This is a genomic window from Flavobacterium sp. (assembly GCF_043778725.1).
GTDB lineage: Bacteria > Bacteroidota > Bacteroidia > Flavobacteriales > Flavobacteriaceae > Flavobacterium.
Genome location: NZ_JAYWFT010000153.1, coordinates 53,620 through 72,540, shown reverse-complemented (window position 1 = coordinate 72,540; position 18,921 = coordinate 53,620). Strand labels below are relative to the sequence as shown.

General features: G+C 31.5%; 16 protein-coding genes and 1 pseudogene. 9 read left to right on the top strand and 8 right to left on the bottom strand.

Annotated features, from left to right (window positions below; translation table 11 throughout):
* Together ACH2CG_RS14420 and mtaB are read left to right on the top strand one after the other, a co-directional pair.
* Window positions 1–296, top strand: a pseudogene (locus ACH2CG_RS14420) (glucose-1-phosphate thymidylyltransferase); the annotation flags it as partial.
* 140 nt (window positions 297–436) lie between these two features.
* Window positions 437–1,774 (top strand): tRNA (N(6)-L-threonylcarbamoyladenosine(37)-C(2))-methylthiotransferase MtaB, encoded by a 1,338-nt coding sequence (mtaB, locus tag ACH2CG_RS14415; protein ID WP_395066407.1) that lies wholly within the window; start codon window positions 437–439, stop codon window positions 1,772–1,774.
* Here mtaB and ACH2CG_RS14410 read toward each other — a convergent pair.
* Both ACH2CG_RS14410 and ACH2CG_RS14405 read right to left on the bottom strand, forming a co-directional pair.
* Entirely contained in the window at window positions 1,771–2,112 is a 342-nt protein-coding gene (locus ACH2CG_RS14410; RefSeq protein ID WP_395066405.1) for a hypothetical protein, read from the bottom strand. The genes mtaB and ACH2CG_RS14410 overlap by 4 nt on opposite strands.
* Window positions 2,113–2,210: 98 nt before the next feature.
* On the bottom strand, window positions 2,211–2,495 hold the full coding sequence (locus tag ACH2CG_RS14405) for a GNAT family N-acetyltransferase (RefSeq protein ID WP_395066403.1): 285 nt from the start codon (window positions 2,493–2,495) through the stop codon (window positions 2,211–2,213).
* A 107-nt stretch (window positions 2,496–2,602) separates the two neighbouring features.
* Here ACH2CG_RS14405 and ACH2CG_RS14400 point away from each other — a divergent pair, with 107 nt between their 5' ends.
* Both ACH2CG_RS14400 and ACH2CG_RS14395 read left to right on the top strand, forming a co-directional pair.
* Window positions 2,603–3,259 (top strand): alpha/beta fold hydrolase, encoded by a 657-nt coding sequence (locus ACH2CG_RS14400; protein ID WP_395066402.1) that lies wholly within the window; start codon window positions 2,603–2,605, stop codon window positions 3,257–3,259.
* Window positions 3,260–3,314: 55 nt separating this feature from the next.
* Window positions 3,315–4,208, top strand: coding sequence for a lytic transglycosylase domain-containing protein (locus ACH2CG_RS14395; protein WP_395066401.1), 894 nt, complete (start codon window positions 3,315–3,317; stop codon window positions 4,206–4,208).
* A gap of 118 nt (window positions 4,209–4,326) precedes the next feature.
* Here the strand turns inward: ACH2CG_RS14395 and ACH2CG_RS14390 are convergent, their stop codons facing one another.
* Window positions 4,327–4,842 carry a DUF2892 domain-containing protein gene (locus ACH2CG_RS14390; RefSeq protein ID WP_395066399.1) on the bottom strand — a complete coding sequence of 172 codons (516 nt, stop codon included), beginning with the start codon at window positions 4,840–4,842 and terminating at the stop codon, window positions 4,327–4,329.
* Between the two features lie 165 nt (window positions 4,843–5,007).
* Here ACH2CG_RS14390 and rpmH point away from each other — a divergent pair, with 165 nt between their 5' ends.
* Together rpmH and carB are read left to right on the top strand one after the other, a co-directional pair.
* The gene (gene rpmH, locus ACH2CG_RS14385; protein ID WP_074723512.1) at window positions 5,008–5,169 is read left to right on the top strand and encodes a 50S ribosomal protein L34; all 162 of its coding nucleotides are present in this window, start codon (window positions 5,008–5,010) and stop codon (window positions 5,167–5,169) included.
* A 284-nt stretch (window positions 5,170–5,453) separates the two neighbouring features.
* On the top strand, window positions 5,454–8,306 hold the full coding sequence (gene carB, locus ACH2CG_RS14380) for a carbamoyl-phosphate synthase large subunit (RefSeq protein WP_395066397.1): 2,853 nt from the start codon (window positions 5,454–5,456) through the stop codon (window positions 8,304–8,306).
* A gap of 112 nt (window positions 8,307–8,418) precedes the next feature.
* On the opposite strand, the gene ACH2CG_RS14375 is transcribed toward carB, so the two are convergent.
* From ACH2CG_RS14375 to ACH2CG_RS14360, 4 genes are all read right to left on the bottom strand, one after another.
* Window positions 8,419–9,027, bottom strand: coding sequence for a YkgJ family cysteine cluster protein (locus tag ACH2CG_RS14375; protein ID WP_395066395.1), 609 nt, complete (start codon window positions 9,025–9,027; stop codon window positions 8,419–8,421).
* A 169-nt stretch (window positions 9,028–9,196) separates the two neighbouring features.
* Window positions 9,197–9,961 carry a carboxypeptidase-like regulatory domain-containing protein gene (locus ACH2CG_RS14370; RefSeq protein WP_395066393.1) on the bottom strand — a complete coding sequence of 255 codons (765 nt, stop codon included), beginning with the start codon at window positions 9,959–9,961 and terminating at the stop codon, window positions 9,197–9,199.
* Window positions 9,962–10,120: 159 nt separating this feature from the next.
* Window positions 10,121–12,073 (bottom strand): DEAD/DEAH box helicase, encoded by a 1,953-nt coding sequence (locus tag ACH2CG_RS14365; RefSeq protein WP_395066391.1) that lies wholly within the window; start codon window positions 12,071–12,073, stop codon window positions 10,121–10,123.
* 186 nt (window positions 12,074–12,259) lie between these two features.
* The gene (locus ACH2CG_RS14360; RefSeq protein ID WP_395066389.1) at window positions 12,260–12,829 is read right to left on the bottom strand and encodes a non-canonical purine NTP diphosphatase; all 570 of its coding nucleotides are present in this window, start codon (window positions 12,827–12,829) and stop codon (window positions 12,260–12,262) included.
* Window positions 12,830–13,157: 328 nt separating this feature from the next.
* On the opposite strand from ACH2CG_RS14360, the gene ACH2CG_RS14355 reads away from it, so the two are divergent.
* The 3 genes from ACH2CG_RS14355 (at window position 13,158) to ACH2CG_RS14345 (ending at window position 17,734) form a co-directional block, all read left to right on the top strand.
* On the top strand, window positions 13,158–15,515 hold the full coding sequence (locus ACH2CG_RS14355) for a 7TM diverse intracellular signaling domain-containing protein (protein WP_395066387.1): 2,358 nt from the start codon (window positions 13,158–13,160) through the stop codon (window positions 15,513–15,515).
* A 410-nt stretch (window positions 15,516–15,925) separates the two neighbouring features.
* Window positions 15,926–17,188: an aminotransferase class I/II-fold pyridoxal phosphate-dependent enzyme gene (locus ACH2CG_RS14350; RefSeq protein ID WP_395066385.1), complete on the top strand. Its 1,263-nt coding sequence runs from the start codon at window positions 15,926–15,928 to the stop codon at window positions 17,186–17,188.
* A gap of 90 nt (window positions 17,189–17,278) precedes the next feature.
* Window positions 17,279–17,734 carry a hypothetical protein gene (locus ACH2CG_RS14345; protein WP_395066383.1) on the top strand — a complete coding sequence of 152 codons (456 nt, stop codon included), beginning with the start codon at window positions 17,279–17,281 and terminating at the stop codon, window positions 17,732–17,734.
* 64 nt (window positions 17,735–17,798) lie between these two features.
* Here the strand turns inward: ACH2CG_RS14345 and ACH2CG_RS14340 are convergent, their stop codons facing one another.
* The gene (locus ACH2CG_RS14340; RefSeq protein ID WP_395066381.1) at window positions 17,799–18,917 is read right to left on the bottom strand and encodes a GTP cyclohydrolase; all 1,119 of its coding nucleotides are present in this window, start codon (window positions 18,915–18,917) and stop codon (window positions 17,799–17,801) included.
* Between the last annotated feature and the right edge of the window lie 4 nt (window positions 18,918–18,921).

Here is an 18,921-nt window from a genome sequence, read left to right as displayed (position 1 = left end):
GTTTGCAATTTTGCGGATTGATGATGGGTGATCACAGTAAATGCGGAATAAATACTATGTTTAATACCGGTACTGTGGTCGGAGTTTCTACAAATATTTTTGGGAGTGGTTTTCCTCGCAATTTTGTGCCAAGTTTTTCTTGGGGTGGCGCTTCTGGATTTACTACTTATTTAACTAGCAAAGCGTTTCAAACAGCTAAAATTGTAATGGCTCGTCGTCAAGTCGAGTTTTCTGATGAAGATGCTAAAATTATGGAACACGTTTTTGAAGAAACTAAAAAATATAGAAAAGAGTAAGATAATTAGATAATCTCTCAATTAGAAAATGTGTCCATTAGATTATAAAAATTAAACTAATTTTCTAATTTTCTAATTGAGACATTTATTATATTTGCATTCTCAATTTTTGACAACGATTTCACTAATTGAGCAATCTTATGGAAAACAAAAAAAAAGTAGCATTCTACACTTTAGGATGTAAATTAAATTTCTCAGAAACATCAACTATTGCAAGAAATTTTCAAGACGAAGGTTTTGAACGAGTTGATTTTGAAGAAGTTGCTGATATGTATGTTATCAATACTTGTTCAGTTACAGAAAACGCCGACAAGCAATTCAAGCAAATTGTAAAAAAAGCCATGAAACTCAACGATAAAGCCTTTGTGGCTGCCGTTGGATGTTATGCACAACTAAAACCTGAGGAACTTGCTGCTGTTGATGGTGTTGACTTAGTTCTTGGTGCTACCGAAAAATTTAAAATTACCGATTATATTAATGATTTGTCCAAAAATGATATGGGCGAAATACACTCGTGCGAAATTGAAGAAGCCGATTTTTACGTAGGAAGTTATTCAATTGGCGACAGAACTCGTGCGTTTTTGAAAGTACAAGATGGTTGCGATTATAAATGTACGTATTGCACCATTCCATTGGCACGCGGAATTTCAAGAAGTGATGCTTTAGAAAATGTATTGAAAAATGCTTCTGATATTTCTAAACAAGGAATTAAAGAGATAGTTTTAACTGGTGTAAATATTGGTGATTACGGAAAAGGCGAATTCGGAAATAAAAAACACGAACATACTTTTTTAGATTTAGTAAAAGCTCTAGATGAAGTAGAAGGAATTGAACGTTTGAGAATTTCGTCTATCGAACCCAATTTATTGAAAAATGAAACGATAGATTTTGTTTCTAAAAGCCGCACTTTTGTCCCACATTTTCATATTCCATTGCAATCGGGTAGTAATGAAATTTTGGGCAAAATGAAACGCCGTTACCAACGCGAAGTTTATACTGATAGGGTTACAAATATTCGTCAAGTTATGCCACACGCTTGTATTGGTGTTGATGTTATTGTAGGTTTTCCTGGTGAAACCGATGAGCATTTCTTGGAAACTTATAATTTCTTAAACGAAATGGATATTTCCTATTTACACGTTTTTACCTATTCTGAAAGAGATAATACCGAAGCTGCAACTATGGAAGGTGTTGTAGCAATGAATGTTAGAAATAAACGAAGTAAAATGTTACGCGGATTATCAGTTAAAAAACGCCGTGCTTTTTATGAAAATCAAATTGGAACCAACAGAACTGTTTTATTTGAAAGCGAAAATAAAGAAGGTTACATTTACGGATTTACTGAAAATTATGTCAAAGTAAAAACACCTTGGAATCCTGAATTGGTTAATACTTTACACAAAATCAACTTGACTAAAATTGATGAAGACGGAAGCGTAAGAATGGAGTTTTTAAATATTGAGGTTGAAAAACGTTAATACTTATAGTGAAACCTAATCTTAGTAATCCTAAAAACAGTTTCGCTATATTGCTCGATGAATTCGTATTTATGTCTTCCGGGTTGTTTGAAATCTATGATTCTTTCGCCTGAAATTTCGTAATACATTTTATCGCCTTCAAATATAAATCTGCCGCCATTAGTTCTATAGGCAGATCGAATTAATTCAAATTCTGATAAATTCCAAGTAGTTAAGTTGGCGTCTAACTCTTGCTCATCACAAAATAAACCTTCTGTAATTTCAGTTTTACAGCCATAATATTTTTCGATACTTTCAAAAAAAGTAATTATTTTAAGTTTAATTTCTTCAGAATTCATTGCATAAAAATATATAAAAAATCCTAAATAAAAAATCCAAATTTCAATTTCATAGTTGCTGGAATTTGGATTTTATTTTTTTTTGGAAATTTAAAGTATTATATTTTAATTCCAGGAGGTAATAAATCTCTATAAGTAGTGTTTTTTCTAAAGAATAAGGCTATTTTAGGTAAAATTGGAACTACTTTTAGCTTGCGCTCATAAGCAATTTCCATGATGTTTTTTAATAAATCATTTATAAACTCCTCGTTTGTAAAACCTTCTGGTACATTGATTCTAGTAAGAAATATTTTCTTTTCTTGGAAAGAATATTCAAGAGAAACTAATTTTCCGTCAACTAAAGTCTCAAATTGTCTTGCAAATGTATTGTCTTTAATTTCCATTTTTTCTAAAATTAACGCTGAGTTCATAAACAAGTGGAATAAATAAATTATTTTTATGCAAATTTCGGAATAAATAATGAATTAAACACAGATGTTAAGTTAAAGTTATGAGTAAAATTCAAGTTTATTTTATGCCCGGTTTGGCAGCTAGTTCAACTATTTTTGAAAGAATCGATTTATCAAGCGACTTATTTGAAGTTCATTTACTAGAATGGATTTTGCCCAAACCCAAAGAAACATTGGTAGATTATGCTAAACGAATGGCAGAAAAAGTTAACGATAAAGAGGCAGTTTTAATAGGGGTTTCTTTTGGCGGTGTTCTAGTTCAAGAAATGAAACAATTTCTTAATCCTAAGAAAGTTATTATTATTTCAAGTATTAGATCAAACACAGAATTACCTAAAAGAATGAAAATTGCAAAATCTACAAAAGCTTATAAATTGATTCCTACAGGGTTGATGCAAGATGTGGAGTTGCTAACGAAATATGCCTTTGGAGACCTTTTAAAGAAGAAATTAAAACTTTATGAAAAGTACCTTCACATGCGCAATAAAAATTATCTTGATTGGGCAATTGAGCAGATGGTGTGTTGGCAACGAGTTAAAATTGACGCTACTATTATTCATATTCATGGTGATGCAGATGAGGTTTTTCCTTCTAAAAATATTAAAAAATTTATTAATGTTAAAGGAGGAACACACATGATGATTTTAAATAGATTCAGATGGTTTAATTCTAATTTGCCCAAAATTATATTAGAATAAGTTGTACCGGTTTTCGGCTCGGTTTTTGTAGTTTTGTAGGCTAAAAAAAAGGAAAATGAAAAAGATACAAGTTGTAGCCCTAATTGCGCTAATGGTTTTAGTAAGTGGGTTGTTTGTCTTCGCAACTTCAGGAGATGAAAAGAAAAAAATTTTACACGAAGGTACAGCACAGTATTTTCCAACAACTGTTGACTTTGCTGGCGAAAAAGCACCATTACAAATTGCCGATGTTAAAGAACGATTTGATAGAGAATTGCTTGTAAATGCCAATTTGCACTCATCAACAATTTTAATAATAAAACGTGCCAACCGTGCATTTCCTATTATTGAGCCAATTCTAAAAAAATATGGTGTCCCAGACGATTTTAAATATTTGGCAGTAATAGAAAGTGCCTTGACTAATGCAGTTTCGGCTTCTGGAGCTAAAGGAGTATGGCAATTTATGCCCGAAACAGCCAAAGAAAAGGGAATGGAGGTAAATGATGTTGTAGACGAACGTTACCATCTTCAAAAATCTACCGAAGCAGCATGCAAATATTTATTGACAGCCAAAGAAAAATTTGGAAATTGGACCTTGGCAGCAGCTTCGTATAATGGAGGAATGAATGGTGTAAACAATAAAATTACAGAACAAAAAGTTAGTGATTATTATGATTTACTATTAACTGATGAAACCTCAAGATATGTTTTTAGGATTTTAGCACTTAAAGAAATCATGAAAAACCCACAACTTTACGGATTTGATGTGTCCAAATATGAATTGTACCAAAATATTCCAACAAAAACACTTGAAGTAGATAGTTCTATAACCGATTTAGCAACATTTGCCAAATCACAAGGAATAAACTACAAGATTTTAAAAATTCATAATCCATGGTTGCGAGATAAAAAATTGGCTAATCCAACCAAGAAAAAGTACCTAATAGAAATTCCAACAGAAGGATATTAATTAGTTTAGGATTTCTGGATCTGAAATAGTAGATTTACTGCTATTGGTTCATAATAAAAAAGTTCGCAAATTTTGCGAACTTTTTTATTATGAACCAATTTAACTTAAAAACTGAAAACTAAATCTTCTTCATCTGATCTTTCATCATCGTAATCTGCTCTTTCAACATTCCTTGTTTATCTAGCTTTTTTACTTCACTAATAAGCGTTGTTGCTTCTAGTTTTCTTCTTCTAGACATAGCAATACCAGCAAGATTTAATTTGGCAACGGCCAAATCCATATCCATGTTTAAACCCAATTGAATTGCTTTCTTAAAATACTTTTCGGCCTGCATCAAGTTAGTCTGTGACAACATCAATCCTTGCAAGTAATTGTAATAACCTTGTTGTTTTTGCACCAAAGCCGTTTCTGGATTGGTAATTTTAGAAAGCCATTTTTGAGCTCCAGGAAAGTTTTGTTTGCGCAATTGTAGAAACGCCAATAAAATAAATTCATTCTTGAAGTAAAGAAAAATAGGAATAAGCGTCAATAAGATAAGGAAAATTCCATTTCCAATATTACTCTCGGTAAATTGCCAAACCGCGGTAACTAAGATTAAACCTGCAATAACAAGCTTGATATTTCTGTGAAACATAATTAAAATATTTAAGTTACAAAGGTAATAAAGTTTTTCAAAATATTTTTTATAAAACTACTTGCCAGAAAAAAAAAGGTTCGTATATTTGCACTCGGTTTTGAAAGAACAAAAGTTTCAATTCCTATTAACATTATTATCATCATATTTTAAAGATACCACGTCATGAGCAAAAGAACGTTTCAACCATCGAAAAGAAAAAGAAGAAATAAACACGGATTTATGGACAGAATGGAAACTCCTAATGGAAGAAAAGTACTTGCGCGTCGTAGAGCGAAAGGAAGACATAAATTGACAGTTTCTTGCGAACCAAGACACAAAAAATAATGATTAGAGATAATCAGAAACAAGCCGTTACTTTTATTAGTAGCGGCTTTTTTTTAAACTTGTTCATAAATTTTCATAATTTTTAGGAGCTATTTCCAGCTATCCATTGCAATTTTTTTAATTTTAAAGAAAAATTAAAAAAGATTTCCATTTCTATCTGGGCTAAGTCAGAACTTCAAATTTCGTTAATCGTTATTCAAACTTTAAAATGAATGTTGAACAGATGAATGAGGAACAACGAACTTTGAAATAAGAAAACACACAACAACTACAAACTAACTACAATGCCAAAAGACAATTCAATAAAATCAGTTTTAATAATAGGTTCAGGTCCAATCGTTATTGGGCAAGCATGCGAATTCGATTATGCAGGTTCACAATCCGCACGTTCCATTCGTGAAGAAGGAATTGAAGTAATTCTTATCAATTCCAATCCGGCAACTATCATGACCGACCCATCAATGGCAGATCACGTCTATTTATTGCCATTAACGACCAAGTCAATCATTCAAATCCTAAAAGAACATCCACAAATTGATGCCGTACTTCCTACAATGGGCGGACAAACAGCTTTAAACCTGTGTCTCGAAGCTGACGAAAAAGGAATCTGGAACGATTTTAACGTAAAACTTATTGGTGTAGACATCAATGCAATCAATATTACCGAAGACAGAGAACAATTCAAGCAATTGTTAGAAAAAATAAATGTACCAACAGCACCAGCTAAAACAGCAACTTCGTTCTTAAAAGGAAAAGAAATTGCACAAGAATTTGGTTTCCCATTAGTAATTCGTCCATCGTTTACACTTGGTGGAACTGGAGCAGCATTTGTTCACACAAAAGAAGAATTTGACGAAAAACTAACCTACGGTTTAGAAATGTCACCTATTCATGAAGTCTTGATTGACAAAGCATTAATAGGTTGGAAAGAATATGAATTGGAATTGTTACGCGATAAAAACGACAATGTAGTAATCATTTGTTCTATAGAAAATATGGATCCAATGGGAATTCATACAGGCGATTCCATTACAGTTGCTCCAGCAATGACTTTATCTGACACTACTTTTCAACGAATGCGCGATTATGCAATATTAATGATGCGTTCCATAGGTAATTTTGCTGGAGGTTGTAACGTTCAATTTGCAGTTTCACCAGACGAAAAAGAAGATATTGTAGCCATCGAAATCAATCCTAGAGTTTCTCGATCATCGGCATTAGCATCTAAAGCAACAGGTTACCCAATTGCAAAAGTGGCCTCCAAACTAGCTCTAGGTTATCATCTTGACGAATTACCAAATCAAATTACCAAACTCACATCGGCGTTATTCGAGCCAACTTTAGATTATGTAATTGTAAAAATACCACGATGGAATTTTGATAAATTTGAAGGAGCAGACCGAACTCTTGGACTTCAAATGAAATCTGTAGGTGAAGTTATGGGAATTGGACGTTCCTTTCAAGAAGCACTTCATAAAGCCACTCAGTCGTTAGAAATTAAACGAAATGGGTTGGGAGCAGACGGAAAAGGATATAAAAACTACGAACAAATTATAGAAAAACTGACCTTTGCAAGTTGGGACCGAGTTTTTGTAATTTATGATGCTATAGCAATGGGAATTCCGTTGAGTAGAATTCATGAAATTACTAGAATTGACATGTGGTTCTTGAAACAATACGAAGAATTATATACTTTAGAAAAAGAAATTTCTAAATATAATGTCACCAATCTTCCTAAGGAATTATTGCTAGAATCTAAACAAAAAGGATTTGCCGACAGACAAATTGCGCACATGATGGGTTGTTTGGAAAGTCAAGTTTATAAATTGCGTGAAGACTTAAATGTAAAACGTGTTTATAAATTAGTAGATACTTGTGCTGCCGAGTTTAAAGCGCAAACTCCTTATTATTACTCAACATTTGAAGCCGAAATTGAAACTGCAACTGGCGAAAAATATGTTCATAACGAAAGTGCTGTAACCAATAAAAAGAAAGTTGTAGTTCTTGGTTCGGGTCCAAATAGAATTGGTCAAGGAATTGAATTTGATTATTCTTGTGTTCACGGAGTTTTGGCTGCTAAAGAATGCGGATATGAAACCATTATGATTAATTGTAATCCAGAAACGGTTTCTACCGATTTTGATACCGCCGATAAATTATATTTCGAACCTGTTTTTTGGGAACACATTTACGATATCATCCGTCACGAAAAACCTGAAGGTGTAATTGTGCAACTTGGCGGTCAAACGGCTTTAAAACTTGCCGAAAAATTATCTAAATACGGAATAAAAATATTAGGAACTTCGTTTGACGCACTAGACTTAGCCGAAGATAGAGGACGTTTCTCCAATTTATTGACCGATTTAAAAATCCCTTTTCCACAATTCGGAATTGCAGAAAGTGCAGATGAAGCCTCATTATTGGCAGATGTTTTAGATTTTCCATTACTTGTAAGACCATCCTATGTACTTGGTGGACAAGGAATGAAAATTGTTATCAACAAGCAAGAATTGGAAGAGCATGTTATCGATTTGTTGAAAAATATCCCAGGAAATAAACTATTGTTAGACCATTATTTGGATGGAGCAATTGAAGCCGAAGCCGATGCTATTTGCGATGGAGAAAATGTGTACATCATAGGAATTATGGAGCATATTGAACCATGCGGAATTCACTCTGGAGATTCCAACGCAACTTTGCCACCGTTCAATCTGGGCGAATTTGTAATGCAACAAATAAAAGATCATACTCATAAAATAGCTTTAGCGTTAAGAACAGTTGGATTAATTAATATTCAATTTGCTATAAAAGATGATATTGTTTACATTATAGAAGCCAACCCAAGAGCATCAAGAACGGTTCCTTTTATTGCGAAAGCATACGGAGAACCTTATGTGAATTATGCTACTAAAGTAATGCTTGGCGAAAATAAAGTAACCGATTTTACATTCAATCCGCAATTAAAAGGTTACGCAATTAAGCAACCAGTTTTTTCTTTTAGTAAATTTAAAGATGTGAACAAAGCATTAGGACCAGAAATGAAATCTACAGGCGAAAGTATTTTATTTATTGATGATTTGAAAGACGATCAGTTTTATGAATTGTATTCTAGAAGAAAGATGTATTTAAGTAAATAATCTTCAATAAAATTTAAATAAAAAATCTAAATTGCTACTGAGCAATTTAGATTTTTTTATGTTTAATACCATCGTAATTTAGCATGAAACTTAATTGGTTTTATATAATTCATTAAGCAATATTAGCAAGTTCATCAGGAAATGGTCTGTAAGCGTAGTAATGTAATACCTCTTCAATTGCCATTTTTAGCGCTACGTTTATAGGAACCATTTTTTTTCCTAGGGCAAAATCTATTTGTGAAAGATTCATGTAATAATCAGAGAAAATAGGAACGTATAGCCCATTTTTTATTGCTAAAGCGGTTGTGTTATAATTTTTTTGTTGGTTTTCTTTTATAATCTTACAAGTTGCCAAACGTAGTTTTCCGTATTGATCTTTGCTAGCAGCATAGCCAAATAGGCGGCATATTAGACCTCTATATTTATAATTGGAACAGCTGCCATTATTGTTGTCTACAACATTTAACGGTCTGTAAATGTGGCATAAAAAAGTTGTTTTTTCATTCAATTCATTTAGCATATTTTCAGCTTGATGATTTAGAAAAAGATGAAATGCCCATGGTAAAAACTCTAGTGGTGATGCCTCAATTTGTGGAGTTGAGCAGCATTTTCCGCAGCCAGCAATGCAATGTAAATTGGTTTCAGATTTGAAATTTGAAATTTCATTTTCAAGTTTTTCAAACAGTTGTTCAACTAACTTTACTTTTTTCTCTATTGCCATTTTTTTTGTAATGTACGTTATTAAAAATGGCTTATGTTACACTCTTATTTTCTTTATGATTTATTTATGGTGTTTAGTTATTGTTATAGAGTGTTATTTTTTTTAAAATAAAAAAATCCTCAATAGTTGCTAGCCTTTGAGGATTGAATGTTGTTATAATTATCGTTTTTTATTTTTTTAGCACCTTATATTGCTCATAACATTGACTTATAGCGTCTAAAATTTGTAAATCATTAGCTGTTTGAATAAATGCTTCAGAGTAGCTGCAATGTTGTAAAATTTCGGCTATTTCTTTTTTATCAATTCCTAACAATATTGAAATGGTTTCTCTGTCAAATTTGGTTTCAAGAAGATTCTTTACAGTATCATCTTTTTTCATCTCTTTCAATCGTCTCAATTCTTTAGATTTCTTGCCAAAGAAATTATAAAGCATATCTGCTGGATTAAATATAGAATTTATAACACGAGAAAATGCTCTGGGTGAATATTCTCCAGCTTCATATCCTTGTGGTAATCCAGAAATGCTGTAGCGGTAGTTTTCTTCTTCGGGAATTAATTTTGTATCTACTTCCAAATATCCTGTTAGGTTGTATTTTCTTACCACAACTTCTTCCAGAGCTATCGCTTTTTCGGTTAGTTCAATTTTGGCATTTCCGTTTTTTACCCAGTCATTGGTTACTCTCACTCGTAGAGATTGAAATCCAATCATGGTAATGTGTAATGTATCGTTAACATTTGCGTCAATTTCAAAGGAACCGCGAATATTAGAGATTGTTCCTTTAACTCTGTTTATATTGATGATATTTACATTGGGTAGAGGAATGGAAGTGGTACCATTAACAATTGTTCCTGTTACTTTTTTTTGAAGCAAAGTTTCTTGCGAAAAAGAAGTTATCGATATAAAAAGAAATAAAAATGCAGTAAAATATCTCATGTCCTAGTTTGAAAGTTTAAAAGTATAAAACTATTGAAGATTATTAATAGCTTTGATAAATTATTATAAGAAAATTAACAAAATGCTTCTAACCCCAAAAAAAAACTCCAATATTGAAAAATCAAAAATTGGAGTTTAGTATTATGTAGAAATTATAATTTAACTTCTTCTAGGTCTTCTAGTTTTTGCATCGTCAAATGAACGACCTGCTGGTCTATCAGAACTTCCTTCAGATCTTCTTGGTGCTCTATCTTCTCTTTGAGTTGAACCTGGTTCTCTTCGTGGAGTTGATGACTCACTTCTAAAACCTCCTTCACGTCTTGGTGCAGCACTTCCAGAACTTCTTTCGTTTCTGTCTGTTCTTGGTCCAAAACTTCCGCTTCTTGGAGCTGAACTTCTTTCGTTTCTATCACCACCTCTAAATCCTCCAGAGCTTCTTCCGCCACCGAAACCACCAGAACTTCTTCCGTTGTGATCGCGTCTTCCGCTTCCGCCGCCACCTTCGTTTTTAGATATTTCAACGTTTATTCTTCTTCCGTTAAGGTCAAATCCGTTAAGGACAGACATAACTTTATCTGTATGTTCTCCGTCTGTGTTAAAGAAAGAGAATCCTTCTTTTACATCAACTTTAAAAACGTCATCACGACCTAAGTCTAATGTTTCTTTCAAGAAATCTTTCAATTGCATCCAATCGAAATCGTCTCTAGAACCAATATTTACAAAATATCTAACTGGATCACCAGCTCTAATTTCTCTTGGTTCAGAACTTCTTTCGTTTCTTTCTCCTTTTTCACCAGATATATCACGTTTCTTTTTGTAATAATTGATGAATCGGTTGAATTCTACAGAAACCATTTTCTTGATTAATTCTTCTTTAGTTAATCCATCAAGAACTTCGTTAATAGCTGGAAGATAGTTGTCTATCTCATGATCAACTTCAGTGTCTTTAATTTTATTAGCTAGGTGAAGTAATTGTATTTCGCAGATTTCAATTCCAGAAGGAATAGTTTTCTCTTCAAATTTTTGTTGGATAATTCTTTCGATAGACGAAATTTTACGCAATTCACTTTTAGTGATAATTACGATAGAAGTTCCTAATTTTCCTGCACGACCAGTACGGCCAGAACGGTGATTGTAGGTTTCTATTTCGTCTGGTAATTGATAATTTACTACGTGAGTAATATTATCAACGTCAATTCCACGAGCTGCTACGTCTGTTGCAACAAGCATTTGAATTTGACGTCCTCTAAAAGATTTCATTACACCATCACGTTGCGCTTGAGATAAATCTCCGTGTAAAGCAGCTGCGCTATATCCATCTTCAATTAATTTTTCTGCAACGGCTTGTGTATCACGTTTTGTTCTACAAAAAACTACAGAAAAAATATCTGGATTAGCATCGGCTAAACGTTTTAATGCTTCATAACGGTCACGAGCGTTCACACAATAAAATTCGTGAGAAACAGTGGCCGAACCTGAATTTTTGCTTCCTACAGTGATTTCTGCAGGCGATGTCATAAATTTCTTTGCAATTCTTGCTACTTCAGCAGGCATTGTTGCAGAGAATAACCATGTGCTTTTTTCGTCTGGAGTATCAGATAATATTGATACGATGTCTTCATAAAAACCCATATTCAACATTTCATCTGCTTCATCAAGAATACAGTAGTTGATGTTTTTAATGTTTACAAGACCTCTGTTAATCATGTCTTGCATTCTACCTGGAGTTGCCACAATAATTTGTGCTCCGCGTTTAATGTCTCTTGCTTGTTCAGTTATGCTTGCTCCACCATAAACAGCTACTGTATGTATTCCTTTTACATACTTAGAGTAGTTTTTAATTTCGTTGGTAATTTGTAAGCAAAGTTCACGCGTTGGTGATAAAATTAATGCTTGTGTGTCTCTATTCTCAGCATCAATTTTTTGAATAAGAGGAAAACCAAAAGCTGCCGTTTTCCCTGTACCTGTTTGTGCTAAAGCAACTAAATCTGTGTCTTGTTCCAATAGTATTGGAATCGCTTTTTCTTGCACTTCTGACGGATTCTCAAATCCTAGATCTTTGATCGCCAGCAGTAGCGACTCATTCAATCCTAATTGTTCAAATTTATTCATATTGTATTTTAAATTGGGTGCAAAGGTACTCTTTAAAAACGATATAAACTAATTTGTTTTAATTTGATAATCAAGCAGTTGTGTTTTATTGGTAAAAGTAAACGGTAAGAATATGGAAGTACAATGATTGTTGAGCTACTTTTTCTTTAAAAAAAAATACTATTTTTAGGTTCTAGTGTGAAGCTTTTATTCTAAAAAATTTACCAACTGTTTCACTGCAATTCCGCGATGGCTTATTGTAGATTTTTCTTCTATAGCTAGCTCTGCAAAGGTTTTGGTATAACCTTCTGCAACAAAAATAGGATCGTAGCCAAAGCCATTACTACCTATTTTTTCTTCGATGATTTTTCCGTTTATGATTCCTGTAAAAAGATGTTGTTCACCATTTATATTTAAACAAATTACGGTTTTAAAATTGGCAGCTCTGTTGGTTTTGTCTTTTAAATTTAATAACAATTTGTTCATATTGTTATCATCATTCTTGGGTTGTCCAGCATATCTAGCCGAATAAACTCCTGGATCGCCATTTAATGCTGCTACTTCCAATCCTGAGTCGTCGGCAAAACAGTTTAAACCATAATTTTGAGTTACATAATTAGCTTTCAAAATAGCATTTCCTTCAATAGTATCTGCGGTTTCTGGAATATCTACTGTACAGCCAATGTCTTCTAAGCTAACTATTTGAATTGTTGCAGGAACTAAAAGCTGAATTTCTTTAATTTTATTTTTGTTATTGGATGCAAAGACGAGTTTCATAATTTTATTTGATCTAAAAGAGTATTAAGTCTCAATTTGGTTGCGTAGTTTTTCGTAAATTTACATTAAATTTAAAAAAATAGGAGACTTTTTTTTCCATTTATATTTGTCATTTTATTTATAGTTTGGTTGGGCTATCATTTTTTGATTAAAAAAGATTTATAGGATAATTTGAATGAAGTTTATTGGTTTTATTATTATTTGGCTTATTTGTAGTTGGTGGTTTTTACTTTAATTGTAGTTTTTAAGTAAATGTATATTTCATAAAACCAAAGGTTGTTTTTTTTCGTAATTGTTTTTCCCAAACAATTTATATAACCTAACTTACATGAAATTAAAAAAATCTACTTTAGTATGCCTAGTAGTACTTTTACTATTTTGCACAGTTACCTGTCATTCGCAATTTGTAATCAATGAGAATTCAGCAATAACTTCAACTTCTTTACACAAATTTACTTCAATAATTAATGTAAAACAAAAGCAGTTATCTATAAAACAAGTTCTTACTATTCCATCTAATAAGTTTAGTTTGCTACCAAATGAGAACACAGATTTAGGTTTTACTGATGATAATTATTGGTTGCATTTTGCCATTAAAAACACTACAGATAGTGATCTAAAGTTTTATTTAGAATCTTCAAGACCAGTTGTTGATATAGCTGATTTATATAAAGTTGTAAATAATAAAGTAGTTGATTTACAGCTAAGTGGTGATGAAATTCCTTTTAAGAGTAGAAGTTTTAAGCATAGAAAGACAATTTTTACTATTTATTTACTACCAAATTCTACTTCAGATTATTATGTTCATTTAAAAAGTGATGGAGAAGTAATTAATGCTCCTATTTTGTTAACAAATGCTGAGAGTTTGGTTTCTAAAACTTCTTTTGAGCAAATTGTTTTTGGTTTCTTCTATGGGATTCTTTCAGTGGCATCTATTTTGTACTTTTTTTTCTTTTTTGCAATGAAAGAAAAAGTGTTTTTGTACTATAGTTTATATGTTGTTTTTATTGGATTATTACAATTTTCTTTAGATGGTTATTTTTATCAATTTATTACGCCTGGAGCAGGTTGGTTTTCTGATAAATCTGTATTGATATTTGCAGTTGTTTCCGGTTTTTTTCTGGGTAAATATGCTCAAACCTATCTTAATGTGAAGAAATTAAGTAGTAATTTGTATATCTGTTTTAATGTATTGTATGCTTTTTTTGGAATTTTATTTACTGTAATTTTACTTGCGCCTCACTGGTATAAATTTTGTTATCCAGCTATGAATGCACTTGGATTATTCTTGCTTATTTTAATAATATCTTCATTATTAGTTACTTATATAAAAACTAAACAAATTTATCAATTTTTTACTTTGGGTGTAATTTCTTTAGTTACAGGTTTTGTAATATTTATTTTAAAGAATTTTAGTGTGCTTCCAGATAATTTTATTACAGAAAATAGTTCAAAACTTGGAACAGGATTTGAGGTGATTTTCCTGTCACTATCTATGGCAAGTTTAATTAGGAATCTTAAGCAAGATAGAGAAAATTTGCAAGCAATTGCCTTACAAAAAGCGGAAGAAATGAGTGAAATGAAGTCGTACTTTCTTTCTAATATTAGTCATGAATTGCGAACTCCACTAAACACGATAATGAATTTTATTGATTCAATTGATGGCGAAACCGATAGCAAGTCTATTCAAGAAAAATGCCAAATAATAAAAAGTTCTTCAACAGGATTATTAAGTTCGGTAAATGATATTCTTGATTTTTCTAAGATTGAAAAAGACGAAATAACTTTAGACGAAATAGAATTTGATGCACATAAGTTATTTGAAGAAATAAAAACTAATATTACAATAAAGGCCAAGACAAAAGATTTAGATTTTCAATATGTACAAGCATCAGACTTGCCTAAAATGATGAAAGGTGATGTAAATAGAATTAGACAAATAGTTATGAATTTGTTGTATAATGCTATAAAATTTACAGAAAATGGAACTATAGAATTTAAAGTTGGATCAAAAATTATTGATGATATAGTTTCTTTAACTTTTGAAATTTCAGATACTGGAGAAGGAATTGCAAAAGAAAAAATGAATAGTATTTTCGATTCATTTTCTCAACAAACCATAAATAATAAACGCAAATATGGTGGTTTAGGTTTAGGATTATACATTGTGAAAGCATTGGTAAATTTACATAAAGGTTCAATAGACATGCAAAGTAAAGTCAATGAAGGAACGGTTTGTGTAGTTGAAATACATGTTGGTAAAGTTGAAATTAACAATAAAACCGAACCTATTACATTAGATTACGACTTACTAGGAAAGCGAATTTTAGTGGTTGAAGACAACACGATGAATCAAATGGTTTTAAAAATGATTACTAAAAAATGGTTAAATACAGAAGTTGATTTTGCCGAAAATGGTCAACTAGGATTAGCACTTATGCAAAATATTAAGTATGATGTTGTATTAATGGATTTGCAAATGCCTGTTATGGACGGTTATGAAGCAACAATAGAAATTAGAAAAGGGAATTCGGGTATAAATGATAAGGATATACCTGTTATTGCAATCACTGCCGATGTAATGGAGGCAACCAAGTTAAGGGTTGAAGAGATAGGGATGAATTATTATTTGTCTAAACCAGTTTCTAAAGAGTTATTGTTTGAAACTATTAAAAAGTTTACTTAATTCTTAGATCATTTTTTTAAAAAACACGTAAAACTACGTACTTACAATACTAAAAGACACTTTATCTTTGTGGTAAGTAGTTAGGTTAGATTTTTGTTATTTCATAGAATATATTTTTTTGCGAAAGCATCAATAAAAAGCCACACCTTTTAATTCTATTTATGACAAATGCAGTTGATAATTTCTCTTTACAAATACTTCTTCTTAGATTTTTTCTAAGTTTATAAATTGATTTGGGGTCTTTTATAAAAACAGTAAAGAGTGAATTGGTCAAATTAAATGTGAGAAAAAGCAGCTTTAACGAGCTGCTTTTTTTGTTTTATACAAATTGAATAATGTAGTAGAAAATAGTTGTAAAAACAAAAAAAATAATCACTACTTTTGCATCGTTTTTAAACAACTTATTTATCATGGTAAAAGATTTATTTGAAAGAATACAAAACAATAAAGGACCATTAGGAAAATGGGCTTCTCAAGCAGAAGGCTATTTTGTTTTTCCAAAACTAGAAGGAGAATTAGGTCCAAGAATGAAATTTCAAGGAAAAGATATTTTAAACTGGAGTTTGAATGATTATTTAGGTCTAGCAAATCATCCAGAAGTTCGTAAAGCCGATGCTGATGCAGCAATTCAATATGGTGCAGCTTACCCAATGGGAGCACGAATGATGAGTGGTCACACTGATGCTCACGAACAATTAGAAAATGAATTGGCAGCTTTTGTGATGAAAGAATCTGCTTATTTATTGAACTTTGGTTACCAAGGAATTTTATCTACAATTGATGCTTTAGTGACTAAAAATGACGTAATTGTTTATGATGTAGATGCACATGCATGTATTATTGACGGCGTTCGTTTGCACATGGGAAAACGTTTTACTTACCGTCATAACGACTTGGAAAGTATGGAGAAAAATCTTCAACGTGCTACAAAATTAGCTACAGAAACTGGTGGTGGAATTCTTTTTATTACAGAAGGTGTTTTTGGAATGCGCGGTCAACAAGGAAAGTTGAAAGAAATTGTAGAAATGAAAAAGAAATACAATTTCCGATTATTAGTTGATGATGCTCACGGTTTTGGTACACTAGGAAAAACTGGTGCCGGAGCAGGAGAAGAGCAAGATTGTCAAGACGGAATAGATGTTTATTTCTCGACTTTCGCCAAATCAATGGCTAGTATTGGTGCTTTTATTGCAGCTGATAAAGATATTATTGATTATTTAAAATACAATTTGCGTTCGCAAATGTTTGCTAAATCGTTGCCAATGATTCAAACGATTGGTGCATTAAAACGATTGGAATTATTGCGTAATCATCCAGAATTAAAAGATAAACTTTGGGAGAATGTAAATGCACTTCAAACAGGTTTACGTGACAGAAATTTTAATATTGGTGATACAAATACTTGTGTTACACCAGTATATCTTGAAGGTAGTGTTCCCGAAGCAATGGTAATGGTGAACGATTTAAGAGAAAACTACGGTATTTTCTTGTCTATTGTAATTTATCCAGTAATTCCTAAAGGTATTATTTTGTTAAGAATGATTCCTACAACAACGCACACATTGAGCGATATTGATGAAACATTAACTGCTTTTGAAGCAATTCGTGAAAAACTAGTAAACGGAACTTACAAAAAAATTGCCGATGCAACTAAGGTGGACTTAGACGCATAATTCAAAATAAAATTTTATAATTCAAAAATCCATTCAAAAAATTGAGTGGATTTTTTTTTGTATATTTATAATTCTAAAAAATAGAAAGTTATGAAAAAGAAAATTTTAGTAATGGTAGTTTTTTGTTCGTTATTTTTTTCTTGTAAAAAAGCAGAAACGAAAGTTGATAATACTCCAAGTACACAAGTACAAGAAGTTGCAACCAAAGAATGTTATGAATATGTGCAAGGAAAAGACACTATTCAGGCTAATTTGTTAGTGCAATCGCAAACGGTAAGTGGTGATTTAATCTATAAAATTTTCGAAAAAGATAAAAATAGTGGAACAATTACAGGTAAAATTGTTGGAGATACTTTAATTGCTGATTATGCTTTTATGTCTGAAGGAAAAAAATCAATTAGAGAAGTCGCTTTTTTAAGAAAAAATAAATCACTTATAGAAGGTTATGGTGAAAGCGAAGAGAAGGAAGGAAAAATGATTTTCAAAGATAAAAAGAAACTAAATTTCACAGCAAATATGGTTTTAAACGAAATTCCATGTAAATAAAATTTTTTTTAAAAATCCATCAATTAGAATTACTAATGATGGATTTTTTATAAAATATGCTTTTTTAGATTTTTTTCAAATAAGTTCTTCGTCTCCTAAAAGTTTCAGGGTCAAAATGTTTCCATAATTGATGAATGGCAATATTATCTTCAAGTTCAGGTGTTCTTATGCAATTTTGAATTCCTTTAGCCGTGAAAGTGTTATAATATTCATTAAAAATTATAGCATGAACACCTTTATTTTGATATTCTGGCGCCACACCAATTAGATAAAAAAGAACATCTTTACTATTTTTTCTTGCTTGTAACATGTGGTAAATTCCAAATGGGAATAATTTTCCTTTTGCTTTCTGCAATGCTTCTGCAAATGATGGCATTACAATACTAAAAGCTACCAAATTTTTATCCTTATCCTCAACAAATAAAATATATTCAGGGTTGATAAAACTAATGTATTTCTTCTTAAAATATTCTTTTTGTGTATTTGTTATGGCAACAAATGAGGATAAACTTGCATAAGATGCATTGAATAAATCAAACATTTTATCTACATAAGGCATTATATCTTTTGTCTTTGTAAACGTTAAAGGTGTAAGTTGGTATCTTTTTTTTATTAGCTCTTGTGCTTTAAAAAAAGTTTCAGGTTTTACATTTTTAAAAGGAAATTTATTCTCTAGATATTCTTTTTCTTTCACATAGCCCAATTGCTCCAAATGTTCTTTATAATAAGGATAATTGTACCAAGTTATCATAGATCCAATTTCGTCAAAACCTTCTGTAAGGACACCAACTTTATCAAGATTTGAAAATCCCATTGGACCTTCAATGTGTTCTAAATTGTTTTTTTTGCCTAATTCATATACTTTTTCAAGCAATGCTTTAGTTACTTCTACATCATCAATAACATCCCACCAACCAAAGCGAACTTTCTTTTTTTCTTGTTTATTTACTTCGTCCCAATTAATTATTGCAGCAATTCGTCCTACAATTTTATTGTCTTTGTAGGCCAAATAAAAATAGGCTTCTGCACTTTCAAAAGCAGGATTTTTAGTTTTGTCAAAAGTCTCTAATTCGTCATTTATTAATGGTGGAACCCAATAAGGATGGTTCTTATATAACGTAAACGAAAACTTTACGTATTCTTTTAATAGCGCTTTAGAATTGGCTTCTATAATTGTAATCATTTTA